This is a genomic window from Stenotrophomonas sp. (assembly GCF_032103445.1).
Taxonomy (GTDB): domain Bacteria; phylum Pseudomonadota; class Gammaproteobacteria; order Xanthomonadales; family Xanthomonadaceae; genus Stenotrophomonas.
Genome location: NZ_DAMDFR010000033.1, coordinates 32,396 through 45,698, shown reverse-complemented (window position 1 = coordinate 45,698; position 13,303 = coordinate 32,396). Strand labels below are relative to the sequence as shown.

6 protein-coding genes are annotated in these 13,303 nt (G+C 68.0%); 5 read left to right on the top strand and 1 reads right to left on the bottom strand.

The genetic code is table 11. The features are described from left to right. Positions 1–72 precede the first annotated feature (72 nt). The 5 genes from RT551_RS13010 (at position 73) to RT551_RS12990 (ending at position 11,967) form a co-directional block, all read left to right on the top strand. Positions 73–3,606: a TonB-dependent receptor gene (locus tag RT551_RS13010; protein ID WP_313459325.1), complete on the top strand. Its 3,534-nt coding sequence runs from the start codon at positions 73–75 to the stop codon at positions 3,604–3,606. A 6-nt stretch (positions 3,607–3,612) separates the two neighbouring features. Next, positions 3,613–4,353: a hypothetical protein gene (locus RT551_RS13005; protein WP_313459322.1), complete on the top strand. Its 741-nt coding sequence runs from the start codon at positions 3,613–3,615 to the stop codon at positions 4,351–4,353. Between the two features lie 323 nt (positions 4,354–4,676). Further along, positions 4,677–7,775, top strand: coding sequence for a YadA-like family protein (locus RT551_RS13000; protein ID WP_313459319.1), 3,099 nt, complete (start codon positions 4,677–4,679; stop codon positions 7,773–7,775). 27 nt (positions 7,776–7,802) lie between these two features. Beyond that, complete coding sequence (locus RT551_RS12995) at positions 7,803–9,575, top strand: S8 family peptidase (protein WP_313459316.1); 1,773 nt, start codon at positions 7,803–7,805, stop codon at positions 9,573–9,575. A 76-nt stretch (positions 9,576–9,651) separates the two neighbouring features. Next, positions 9,652–11,967 (top strand): winged helix-turn-helix domain-containing protein, encoded by a 2,316-nt coding sequence (locus tag RT551_RS12990; RefSeq protein ID WP_313459313.1) that lies wholly within the window; start codon positions 9,652–9,654, stop codon positions 11,965–11,967. A 189-nt stretch (positions 11,968–12,156) separates the two neighbouring features. On the opposite strand, the gene RT551_RS12985 is transcribed toward RT551_RS12990, so the two are convergent. After that, positions 12,157–13,203 (bottom strand): hypothetical protein, encoded by a 1,047-nt coding sequence (locus tag RT551_RS12985; RefSeq protein WP_313459310.1) that lies wholly within the window; start codon positions 13,201–13,203, stop codon positions 12,157–12,159. Between the last annotated feature and the right edge of the window lie 100 nt (positions 13,204–13,303).

The window sequence follows — 13,303 nt, the reverse complement described above, 5'->3', positions numbered from 1 at the left end:
GCGCAGCAGGCCGAGCCCGCCGAACCGGCGCCTGTGCGCTGCACCGAGCAGGAATGCCGCGGAGGCGAGGGCGTGCTGCTACGCATCCGCAGCAAGGGCGAGCAGCAACCGGTGACCGAGGGCACCAGCGCGCGCTCCGGTGAGCAGGCGCTGCAACCGGACCGCCGCGTCACCGTCTCGCAGCCGCCACCGGGGCGTGCGGTCGCCACCGGTCGCTTCAGTCTGCGGCTGCCCAGTGGCGGGGTGATCTGGGCCACCGAGGATCCGAACCTCGGTCAGCCCGAGCTGTCGGTCTCCGCCCCGTCGCTGGTGGCGTTTGAAGGCGGCCGCATCGTAAAACCGGTGCCATTCTACGTGCGCGGCAACTACAGCGACTTCATCGAGCGGATGGAGATCCTGATCTTCCGCAACACCGATGTTGATCGCATCGCGCCGCTGGTCACGGTGCCGGTGGAGGTTGCCGCGGTCAGCCAGCTCGAATGGGACGGCGCATTGCCGGATGACGAGCCGTTCCGCAACGGCGACCAGCTGGTCTACATCGTGCGCGCGCACGGGGCGAACGGCATCTATGACGAGACCGTGCCGCACACCTTGCAGCTGGTGCGCCCGATCGAGGCCGACAGCCAGCTCAGCGGCCTGCGCACCCGTGTGGAACGCAGTCAGGGCACCGCGCTGGGCCTGGACCAGGCGCTGCAGCAGAGCCTGATCGACACCGCCTTTGCCGAGAACGGCCTGCGCCTGCAGAACATTCCCATCTATGGCTCGCGCATCCGCATCACCGGACGTGACCTGCCGGACGGCACCAGCCTGACCATCAACGGCGACAGCTACCCGGTCGACATGGAGCGCAAGTTCGTCGCCGAGTATCTGGTGCCAGTCGGGCAGCATCGGTTCGAGATCGCCGTGCGCGGTGGCCGCGACGGGCTGGAACAGCAGCATGCGCTGGACGTCAACGTCACCGGCAAGTACTTCTTCGGCGTGGGCCTGGCCGACGTGACCATCGCGCAGAACAGCGTCAGCGGCTCGGTGGCACCCTTCGCGGTGGAGGAGCGCTACGCCGACGATGTGATCAGCGATGGCCGGCTGGCGTTCTACGGCAAGGGCAAGGTGCACGGCAAATATCTGGTTACCGCCCAGGCCGACACGACCGAGCAGGACCTGGAGCATCTGTTCGACGGCTTCACCGAAGCCTGGCCGCAGGACATCTTCCGCCGGCTCGACCCGGACCTGTACTACCCGACCTACGGCGACGATTCCACCACCTATCGCGACGTGGACAGCATGGGCCGCTTCTACCTGCGCGTGGACTGGGACAAGAACCAGGCGCTGTGGGGCAACTTCGCCACCGGCATGACCGGCACCGAATACGCGCAGTACGTGCGCTCGCTGTATGGCGGGGCGCTGAGCTGGCGTTCGCAGGCGATCAACCCGTGGGGTGACCCGCGCAGCACCCTGCGCCTGTTCGGTGCGCAGGAGCAGACCGCGCCCGGCCACAACGAGTTCATCGGCACCGGTGGCAGCCTGTACTACCTGCGCAATACCGACATCCTGCCCGGCTCGGACCAGGTGGTGCTGGAGATCCGCGACCGCACCACCGGGCGGGTGGAGAACCGGATCACCCTGCAGCGCGGCACCGACTATGAGATCGACGAGATGCAGGGGCGGCTGCTGCTGACCCGGCCACTGTCACAGGTGACCCGCGAGAACGTACCCACGCTGACCCGCGACTCGCCGCTGGACGGCTACGAGCAGCGCCTGCTGGTGGACTATGAGTGGCTGCCCTCCGGTTTCGACGATGGCGAGCTCACCGCCGGCGTGCGCGGCAAGCAGTGGTTTGGCGACCACGTCGGGGTGGGCGTGACCTACGTGGATGAGAACCGCGACGGCCAGGACTACACCCTGGCCGCCGGTGACGTGACCCTGCAGGCCGGCAAGGGCACCTACCTGAAGGCCGAGTACGCGCATACCGAATCGTTCGGGGTGCCGTCGTTCTTCTCCGACAACGGTGGCTTCACCTTCATCCAGGCCAACAGCACCGAGCCCAACCGCAAGGGCGACGCGCAGGCGCTGGAAGGGCGGATCAACCTGCGTGAGCTGGGCTGGACGAAGCGTGACTGGAGTGGCGGTGCCTGGTGGCGCAACACCGACCCGGGTTATTCCATCGCCCGCCATGACACCGGCTTCGAGGTCACCGAATACGGTGCCGAGGTATTGGGCCGCATCACCCAGCAGCTGGGCATGTACGCCCGCTACAGCAAGGCTGAAAGCGGGCCGGAGCAGTTCACCCAGGCCCAGGCCAGCCTGGAGTGGCGGCCGGATGACTGGAACACGCTGAGCGGCGAACTGCGCCGGGTCGAGGAGGGCTCCAGCAGCGATCCGGTGGCCGGGCTGCTGGGCGCGGTGAAGTACAGCCACCAGTTCGGAAACACGCTGGAACTGTATGGGCTGGTGCAGGCCACGCTGGACGATGACGGCGGCCGCTATGAGGACAACAACGCGGTGGCGGTCGGCGGTGAGTACCTGCTGGGTGACCGTGCCAGCGTTGGGGCCGAGGTCAGCACCGGCGACCGCGGCGATTCGGCCACCGTGGATGCCGAGTACAAACTGGACAACGACCACTCGCTGTATGGCGCTTACACGTACTCCACCGACACCACCGAGTACGAATCGCTGTTCAACCCGACGCGGCAGAATGGCTGGACCCTGGGCCAGCGCTGGCGGTTGAGCAACCGCACCAACCTGTACAACGAAAGCCAGTTCCTGAAGGAGCCGGATCAGTCCGGCCTGGCGCATACCTTTGGCATGGACTTCTACCCCGCGCAGGGCTGGAACCTGGGCTTCACCCTGCAGTCCGGCGAGCTGGACACCGTGGATGGGGGGCACGTCAATCGCGATGCGGTCAGCATCAGCGGCGGACGCACCTCGGTCGACACCGACTGGCGCAGCAAGATCGAGTGGCGCAAGGACAGCGGCAGCGAGCGCCGCACCCAGTGGGTGACCACCAACCGGCTGACCCACAAGTTCAACGACAGCTGGCGCATCGCCGCGCGGCTGAACTACTCACGCACCACCGATGAACTCAACGCGCTGGCCGGCGCACGCTTCTGGGAGGCCAACGTGGGCTTTGCCTACCGGCCGTGGAACAGCCAGCGCTGGGCGCTGTTCGGGCGCTATACCTACCTGTATGACCTGGCCACCGAAGCGCAGTTGGGTGGGGCAGACCAGGACCAGAAGACCCAGATCCTCTCATTCGAAGGCGTGTACAAGCTGGACACGCAGTGGGAGTTCGCCACCAAGCTGGCCCGGCGCGAGGGCGAAGTGCGGCTGGGGCGGGGCAGCGGCCCGTGGTTCGACTCGGCCACCACCCTGAGCGTGCTGCAGGCCCGCTACCAGTTGAAACAGAAGTGGTACGCGCTGGGTGAGTACCGCTGGCTGGACGTGAAGGACGGCGGCACGCAGTCGGGCTTCCTGATTGGCGTGGATCGCGACATCGGGCAGAACTTCCGTCTGGGCGTGGGCTACAACTTCACCCAGTTCAGTGACGACCTCACCGATTTCGATTACGACCACAAGGGCTGGTTCCTGAACATGGTCGGGACTTACTGAGAGGGCATGATGAAGCAGCACGGGAATCTACAGCGGGTGTTGGTACGCGTGTGCGGCGGTCTGCTGCTGGCGGCATGCCTGCTTGTTTCGCCCTGGGCGCAGGCGCAGACGGTGCAGTTGTCCAAAGTCAGCCAGGGCGGGGTGGGCACGTTCTCGTTCACGATGACCAATCTCAATGGCAGCGCTGACAGCGTCACAACGGTGGCGGCCGACACGCCCACCCAGTCGCCCAACGTGTTCATCGTCACCGACGACCAGCAGCCGGTACTTATCACTGAAACCCCGGCCCCGGGCTTTACCTTGGCCGCGGCCAGTTGCGTATCCAGCGGAACACCCGGTCCCATCGGCAGCCTGAGTGGGAATGTACTGACGATCCCGGCGACGGCGTTTCAGCCGGATACCCCACTGCAATGCACCTTCACCAATACGCTGATCACCGATCTGACGCTCAGCAAGCAGGTTACCCCTGCCGTGGTGGCCAGTGGCGGCACGGTGACCTATACCCTGACGGCTAGCAACGTTGGGGCGGCGGACGCGAGCAATGCCGTGCTGACAGACACCCCGGGTGCGGGGCTGAGCTGCACCACGCCCGGCACCTGTGCGGCGACCGGTGGGTCCACATGCCCGGGCACCATTCCGGCCGCCAGCCTGTTTGGAGGCGGGGTGGCGATCCCCTCGCTGCCCGCCGGCAGCGCCGTGCAGGTGACGTTCGCCTGCACGGTTACCGCGACCGGTTTGCCGCCCTGACAGAAGCGGGGTGGTGGGGATTGGTAGAGGCGTTCGCAAGACGCCTGCCGATAACAACGATCGGTGCATTGACGCATGGACCCAACCGGGTGGACGCCTCGGATCAAAGGTCATGCCCCACCGCCTGTTGCACCGCTATCGGCAGTCGACTGTCGTGCGACTCTACCGACACCCCCAACATCCCGCGCGTTGCGTGCCGGATTTCACTGCAATGTCACTAATGTCACCGGATTGACACCATCGATGACGCCAATGTCATCACCGGGTCATGCAAGGCCGGGCGGGTTGGGGCGTTCTAGGGGCTTCCCAACCCGAGCCCGACCATGCTGCCGATCACGCACACCCTGCATCGCAAAGCCCTCACCGCCGCTCTGCTGACCGTGTTGTCCCTGCCGGCGTATGCCGGAGTGAACTGCCAGCTGGTCGATGACGCCGGCACTCCGCTGCCCGTGGACAGCACCGCCACCGGCAGCGACGCGCTGGCCTGCGGTCCGTCCGCCCAGGCCAGCGGTGACCACAGCACCGCGATGGGCTCTTGGCTGGACCTGGACGGAGACGGCCTGGTCGACCCGAACGAGGTCACCTGGGCGCAGGGAGCCAATGCCACCGCCGTAGGAGCTGCCGCCCAGGCGCTGGGCGACAACAGCACCGCCATTGGTGTGCGTGCGGTCACCGCCACCGCCGGCAGCATCGCCATCGGCAACCAGGCGGGCGCGGTGCATGCCGGTACCACGACCACCACGACCACCACCTACACGCCGCCTACCAACAAATCCAGCGCGACCACCACCGAGGCAAGCACCGCGCCCGGCAGCAGCGTGAACTCCATTGCCGTGGGCACCTCGGCCAGCGCCAACGGCAGCAACGACATCGCCATGGGCACCGGGGCGTCCGTGCGCGCCATCAACGGCTCGGTGAGCTTCAGCGAAGACGCCAACGGCGTCATCACCAAGGTCGAAACGCTGGTGCAGGGGCCGGCCCAGAACTCGGTTGCCATCGGCAACGGAGCCAGCGTGAACGGCAGCGGCTCGATCGCGCTGGGCAACGGGGCCACGGTGGACGGCAACAAGGGCGTGACCACCTACAACGGCAGCTGGACCACGTTCTCGGGCGTGACCACGCGCGAGGCGGCGTCGAACTCCATCGCCATCGGCAACGGTGCCCGCTCGCAGGGCAACAACAATGTGGTCGTTGGTGCCGGTGCCGGCACCGGCGGCGACTACCTCTACATCAGCTACAGTCCGAACTGGCAGCCCGACCAGAACAACACCGTGATCGGCGCCAACGCGCAGTCGATTCGCGGGCCCGGCACGGCCGTGGGCTACACCAGCATCGCCTACAACCCGTATTCCACCGCCATGGGCTATATGTCCTACGCGCTGGGCACCGGTTCGGTGGCGGTGGGCGGCTGGCTGGACTGGGCGCAGGCCTTTGGGGGCACCCCGCGCGGGCCGGGTGGCATCACCAATGCCTATGGCAAGGCGTTCGCCACCAGCCTGGGTGCGGCTGCATTCGGCAGTGGCACCTATGCCTTCGGCAACTACGGTACCGCCATCGGTCCAGCCGCCGCGACCGGTGACCGCGATACGGAGCATCCAGGCCCGAGCAGCATCACCCGCAATTACGACAGCGTCGACCCGACCGTGGTGTCCGGCTCCTACGCCGGCGGTTTCTACGCCCAGGCCGCGGGGCGCTCCAGCGTGGCGATCGGCCGCGAATCCACCGCGGCCGACGCTGACGCGATTGCCATTGGCACGCAGAGCGTCGCGTACGGCCAGGCCAGCATCGCGCTGGGCGACCAGGCCATCGCCACCTGGCACCGCAACATCGCCATTGGCGAGAACGCCTACGCCGACGGTTACACCGGTACCGGCAACATCGCCTTCGGCCAGGACGCCCGCACCGCGGCCGGTGCCGGCGGCGAATCCAGCAATGCCATCGCCTTCGGCACCGGGGCCCAGGCCACCGAGACCTCGGCGCTGGCGATGGGTACCGGCAGCCTGGTTTCGGGCGTGGAAGGCACCGCCGTGGGCAGCGCCTCGCAGGCGCTGGCCGAGCACAGTGCCGCCTTCGGTGCGGGCAGCCAGGCGGTGGCCGCCAACGCCACCGCGCTGGGCACCTACGCCTATGCCGCCGGTGAGTCGGCCCTGGCCAGCGGCACTAATGCGTTCGCGCTGGGCGGGTACAGCGTGGCCAGCGGCTACAACAGCTTTGCCGGTGCGGACAATGCGGTGGCCATCGGCAGCCTGGCGGTGGTGGACGGCACAGACGGCGTGGCTGTCGGCAGCGGAACCTACGTGTCCGGCTACAACAGCGTGGCGCTGGGTGCCAACAGCGTGGCCGACGAAGACGGCGTGGTCGCCGTCGGCAGTGCCGGCGCAGAGCGTCGCGTGGTGCACGTGGCCGATGCGGTCAACGCTACCGACGCGGTCAACAAGAGCCAGCTGGATGCGGTGGTGGCCGATGTCGGCGGCACCCTGGGCAGCCAGCTCGACAGCGTGGCCACCGCGCTGGGCGGCGGTGCCGCGGTGGGCACTGGCGGGATCAGCGCACCGGTATATACGTTCCAGGGCGGCTCCTTCAGCAATGTGGGCAGCACCTTCAATGCCATCGATGCGGCCTTCAACGGCCTGAGCGGGCGGGTCAGCGCGCTGGAAGCGCAGGGTCCGAATCCGCCGGGACACGGGCCGTCGCCGGGCAACGGTCATGGGCTGGCGCTCGGCACGGGCTCCAACGCCACCGATGCCAACGACACCGCCGTCGGCAACGGAGCCAACGTGCAGGCGGCCAACAGCGTGGCGGTCGGCAGCAACGCGCTGGTTGATGCCAGTGCGGACAATGCGGTCGCCGTCGGCGCGGACAGCCACGCCACCGCGTCCGGCTCGGTCGCGCTGGGGCAGGGCTCCATTGCCGATGAGGCCAACACGGTGTCGGTCGGCAATGCCACCCAGCAGCGTCGGTTGACCCAGGTCGCCGCCGGTACCGCCGCCACCGATGCCACCAACGTGGCGCAGGTGCAGCAAGGCGACGCGGACACGCTGGCGTCGGCCAACAGTTACACCGATACCACCGCCACCCAGACCCTGGGTCGCGCCAACGCCTACACCGACGCCAGCCTGGCGGGTCTGAACGACAGCTTCAGCGGCCTGCGCGACGACGTGAACCGTCGCCTCGACCTGCAGGACAAGCGCCTGGACCGCCAGGGCGCGATGGGCAGCGCCATGATGAACATGGCCATCAATGCCGCCAACTCGCGCAGCCCGCGTGGTCGCGTGGCGGCCGGCGTGGGCTGGCAGAACGGCGAAAGCGCGTTGTCGGTCGGCTACTCCAAGGCCATTGGCGAGCGTGTCTCGATGAGCATCGGCGGTGCCTTCAGCAGTGATGACCGCTCGGCCGGCGTTGGCTTCGGCATCGACCTGTAACCCCTCACATCTTCCAGGAAATTCACCATGATGCTTCGCCGTTCCGTTCTGAGCCTGTTGATTGCCGGTGCCTGCGCACCCGCCTTTGCCGGCAGCGTTGACCTGACCGCGCTGGAGGACGCCACCGTGTCGCCGCGCTTCATCGTGTCCTACAAGGCCGGCAGTGCCGAGCGCACCCAGCCGGCCGCCCGCCAGCGTTCACTCGATGCAGCCGCCGGCCGTGCCCGCCCGCAGATGGGCGCACGCCTGGCCGGGCAGCAGAGCAGCGCTGCCCTGCAGGTCAAGACCGTCCGCGGCACCTTCCGGGGCCAGCACGTGGTGCGCGCCTCGCAGCGCCTCGACCGCAGCCAGGCCGAAGTGCTGATGCGCGCCATTGCCGCGGACCCGAATGTCGAAAGCGTGCGTGTGGACCGCCTGATGCACCGCGCGGACCTGCCCAATGACCCGGTGCTGGCAACGCACCAGATGTGGCACTACGGCACCGGTGCCGGTGGCGCGCGCATCACCAGCGCTTGGGGGGCCGGCGCATCCGGGACCGGAGTGGTGGTGGCCGTCATCGACACCGGGGCCACCCACCATGCCGACCTGGAAGCCAACCTGCTGCCCGGCTACGACTTCATTTCCGATGCGTTCGTCTCGCACCGTGCCACCGACGAGCGCGTCCCCGGCGGCTGGGACATCGGCGACTACAGCGCGGTGAACGAATGCGGCACCGGTGCGCCGGCCAGCAACAGCAGCTGGCACGGCACGCATGTCAGCGGCACGATTGCCGAGGTCACCAACAACGCCAAGGGCGGGGCCGGCATCGCCTACAACGCCAAGGTCGTGCCGGTGCGCGTGCTCGGCCGCTGTGGTGGTTACACCTCCGACATCAACGACGCCATCGTCTGGGCGGCGGGTGGCCACGTCGAAGGCGTGCCGGACAATGCCAACCCGGCCGAGGTGATCAACATGAGCCTGGGCGGCGCGCATGAATGCGATCCGGACACGCAGGCGGCAATCAACACCGCCGTCGGCCTCGGCACCGTGGTCGTGGTGGCCGCCGGCAACGACAACGCGCCCGTGGTCGGGCATGCACCCGCCAGCTGCGCCAATGTGGTCACTGTTGGCGCGACCGGTTACGCCGGCCAGCGCGCCAGCTACTCCAACTACGGGCCCGGCATCGACCTGGCCGCACCGGGTGGGGCTGGCACCGAAGGCAACCCGAACGGCTACATCTGGTCCACCCTCAACGACGGCACCACCGTCCCCGGCAACGACATCATGGCCGGCTACACCGGTACCTCGATGGCCACCCCGCATGTGGTCGGCGTGGTGGCGCTGATGCAGAGCGTGGCCGCGCAGCCGCTGACGCCCTCACAGGTGGAGGGGCTGCTCAAGGCCACCGCACGCGCGTTCCCGGTCAAGCAGAGCCAGCCCAACGGCAGCGGCCTGCTGGACGCGGAAGCGGCCGTGGCGCGGGCCCGGACCTTCGGCCAGCCGATTGACGGCACGCCGGCACCGCTGGGCAGCGCCATGCTGCTGCCGGCAATGAGCGCCGGCCAGCGCGACCTGTACATCATCGACGTACCGGCTGGCAGCACCCGCCTGGACATCACCACCTATGGCGGACGTGGCGGCATGCAGCTGCTGCTGGGCTATGAGATGGACCCGCTGCCGAACGGCAACGTCGGCAGCTCGGCGCGGCCGGGGGTCAACCAGACCGTGTCGGTCGCCAACCCCGCGCAGGGCCGCTATGCACTGGCCATCTCGGCCACCGAGGACACCAGCGGGGCGCGCCTGCTGGTCAAGGTGAACTGAGCACACACGCTGACCTGAATTCGGGGGGACTGTCGTAGGATGGTCCCCCCGTTTGCGTGTGTGACAGATCTGGCCGATGCGCCTTATCCATTATCGATTCGGCGATTTCGTGCTGGACCCTGCTGGACGCGAACTCACCCGCTGCGGTGAGCGCGTCGCGTTGCCGCTGAAGTCGCTGGAATGCCTGGTGTACCTGGTCGCGCACCGGCAACGTGCGGTCGGCCGCGACGAGCTGGTATCGGCGGTGTGGGGGCGCGCGGAGGTCAGTGACACGGTGATCACCCAGACCCTGCGCCGGGCGCGCAAGGCACTGGACGATGCCGGCGACCGCCAGGCGGTGATCCGGACCGTATCCGGCTTCGGCTACCGCTGGGTGGCCGAGGTGGAAGAAGTGGACGGGCAGGCCACGGTTGAGGTGATGGAGCCCGTGCCGGCACCTGCCGAGCCGGATGCACCTGTTACGGTGGTTACCCCGGTGCGGAGACCGCGTTGGCGGGCAGGGCGGGTGGTTGTTGTGCTGGCGCTGGTGCTGATCCTTGGGCTGGGCGCGGCAGGGGTGTGGTACCTGCAGCATGCGGCCGGCACGGCCGAGGTGGAGGCCATCGACAACCGCGTCGCCGTACTGCCCGTTCGCGTGGAACCGGTGAATTCCGAGCTGAGCTGGGTACGGCTGGGGGCGATGGAATATGCCGCCGAGCGGCTGCGATCGGCCCGCCTGCTGGTAGCCCCGACCGACCAGATGCTGCACCTCGATGCCGTGTTGCAGCGCAGTTCGCCCACCGCGACGGACCCGTCCGCGCTACGCGACCTGCGGATCCGCAGCGATGCACGCTGGTTGATCGTGCCCACGGCGCGTCGGGTCGGGGCGCAGTGGCGCGTGCAGTTGCGTTCAGTGGGCCGCGACGACGACATCAGCGTGGAGGGCACCGGCGATACCGCGCTGCAGGCGATGGCCGTCGCGACCGACAGCTGGTTGCGTCGCGTGGGTCGGAAAGCACCTGCCGCGGCGGTGCCCACGGCGGTGCAGGAACACCTGAGGCGGATCGACGCGGAGTTGGATGCCGGTCAGCTGGACGCCGCACGGACGCAGATCGAGGCCGCGCCGGCGGGGCTGCGTGGCACCCCGATACTGCTGGTGCGCGAAGGCCAGCTGGCGTACCGGGCCGGGCACATGGAGGCCGCCGCCCGTTCGTTCCAGCGCGCGTTGGCGCTGGCTGGCGCGGATGAACCCGGGGTTCGCGCCAAGGGCCTGATGGGGCTCGGGGCCGTGGCGTTGCGTGACGGTGAGCCAGAGCAGGCCAAGCGCCACTACAGCGACGCGTTGGAAGCAGCGAAGGCAACCGCGTCCACCCAGGATGTCAGCCTGCTGGGCAATGCCTACAACGGACGTGGCGTGGCGCACGTTCAGCTGGGCCACCTGGATGCCGCCGTGGCCGACCTGGGACATGCGCGGATTGCCATGCAGCGCAGTGGCGATGTGGTGTCGGCGGCGATGGTCGGGTCCAACCTTGGACGGCTGGAGGCACTGCGCAATCACTGGCCGCAGGCAACGCAGGAGTTCGACAGCGCCGCTGAAGTGTTCCGGCGCTACCAGGTCTACGACTATTTCGTTGCTACGTTGGTGTCCAAGGCGAACGCCGAACTGGCGGTGGTGCAACCGGCTGCCGCGGCGCGCACGGTGGAGCGCAGCGAGCAACTGCTGCAGCACGTGGAAGATCCCCGGTTGCTGGCCGTGGCGCGCACCGCGCAGGTCGAGGTGGCGCTGGCCAATGGGCAGCTGGTGCGCGCGCGTGAGCTGCTGAAGGCCATGCCGACATCGGGCATGACCGGCCAGTCGCTTGTGCGCCTGCAGATGGCCGATGCCCTGGCGCGCGGTGACCAGGCCGGTGCGGGCAGGCTTGCCGCCCGGCTGCCGGACCTGGCCGAAACCCTGGAGTCGGCGACCTTGGTCGTTGCGGTGCAGGCGGCGGGCAGTCGTGCGGCGGCGCAGCGTTGGGTCACCCGATACGACGCGCAGCAGCCACCGCAGCAGGCGTTGCAGGTGGCGTCTGCCTGGTCGCTTGCGGCGATGGAGGCACGCTTTGGCGATAGCGCCCGCGCTTTGCAGGCGGCCGATACCGCGCTGACCGTTGCCAATCGTGACGGCAGTCCCAGCGAGCGGGTTCGCGCCAATCTCCTGCGTGCGCGGGTGTTGATGGACGCCGGCCGACTGGACGATGCCACTGCGGTGTTGGGTGAGCTGGACGCCTATGCGGCGGTCGATTACCGCGTTGCGTGGTTCGCGTGGACGCTTTACACACGGCGTGGCGAGGTGGATCTGGCGAACAACGCGGAGCAGCAGGCCCGCGCGCTGGCGGGCGAACGCGCGCTGGAGCCCGTCCCAGTACTGTAGGGCGGCGGGGGCTTTGGTAGAGGCGGTCGCAAGACGCCTGCCGATAACGGTGATCGGTGCTTTAACGCATGGACCCTACCGGGCTGACCTCTCCGTTCCCCGTTCATGCCCTACCGTGCGATGCACCGCTATCGGCCGTCGACTGTCGTGCGACGCTACCACCCCAGATCCTGGATCCCGCAAAGGTGCCTAATTCGCCCCTATCGTCAACACCGGCGCAGGGCTGCTGGTCCCGGTTTCCGCCAGCGAGAAGAACATCATCATGAACGCGAACGCGCGCTTGGACGCCATGTCCCGGTCATCCACCCAATACCAGGTATCCCGGTAACGCACGGCGGTATACGCATCGGCCGGTGCCTGCGCGCCGCTGTGGATGGTGGCGAGGCGGTGAGAGCCCTGCGCATAGCCGGCAAAAGTCCGCCCTTCGGCGACGTGTGAGGAGGGCACATCGATGCAGTTGGCGAAATCCAGCAGGATCTCCAGCATCGAGCGGGTCAGCAGCGCGATCTCGGTGTCATTGCGCGGCGTGGCCCCGTACACCAGGTTGAACTCGGGCGAGGGACGGATTCCCATCAACCCGCGCACTTGGGCCACATCCTCGGCCAGCTGAGGTGACGCATCACCGCGGAAGAACAGCACCGTGGCCTCGCCGTTCTCACGCCGCTCGATGCGCATGCCCAGGCCCTCCGCGCGCTGCACCCGGCGCAGCAGTTCGGTGAGCTGCACGAACTGCGGGTCGGCGGCGCGCGCATTGACCCCCGCCGACCGGTTGTAATGGCCATTGATCGCGCGCGTGGTGGCACCGATGATGAAATCTGCCGGATAGCCCGCCTGGATCATCTGGAACACCGACGCCGGGGCAATCGGTCGCAGCAGGCTCTGGGTGAATTTGTCGCCGGTCAGTGGCGCGTAGGAGATGGTGGGCTTGGTGATGTAACGCCCATAGCCGCCGATGCTGGGCGTTCCTGAATCCTGCGGCGGGAACGTGGCGGAAGCGTCGATCTGCCCCTCGGCTGAGTACGAGGCCACGATGGAGGACACGTCCAGGAACATCGGCGCATCGGCATAGCGCAGCCGCACGATGTTGAGCAGGGTCTGCTCCTTCCACGAGTCACTGATGGCGCTGGAGTAGCCCTGGCGGTCGCGCGGAATGCTCTGCGGGCCGAGCGTGGCGCAGCCGCAGAGCAGGGCGGTGGCAAGCAATGCCACGTGAAAGCCGAAGGGACGCTTGAGCATGCCGGGGCACCACTGGAGGCCTGTGCACCACGCTCGCACTCGACGCCCGCCCGCACAACGGCATTTGTGCGGTAGCGCCCGTGGGTAGTTTTACGTAGAG

Coding starts and splice junctions, on each gene's coding strand:
- RT551_RS13005 (WP_313459322.1), top strand. CDS start 3,613: ATGATGAAGCAGCACGGGAATCTACAGCGGGTGTTGGTACGCGTGTGC.
- RT551_RS13000 (WP_313459319.1), top strand. CDS start 4,677: ATGCTGCCGATCACGCACACCCTGCATCGCAAAGCCCTCACCGCCGCT.
- RT551_RS12995 (WP_313459316.1), top strand. CDS start 7,803: ATGATGCTTCGCCGTTCCGTTCTGAGCCTGTTGATTGCCGGTGCCTGC.
- RT551_RS12990 (WP_313459313.1), top strand. CDS start 9,652: ATGCGCCTTATCCATTATCGATTCGGCGATTTCGTGCTGGACCCTGCT.
- RT551_RS12985 (WP_313459310.1), bottom strand. CDS start 13,203: ATGCTCAAGCGTCCCTTCGGCTTTCACGTGGCATTGCTTGCCACCGCC.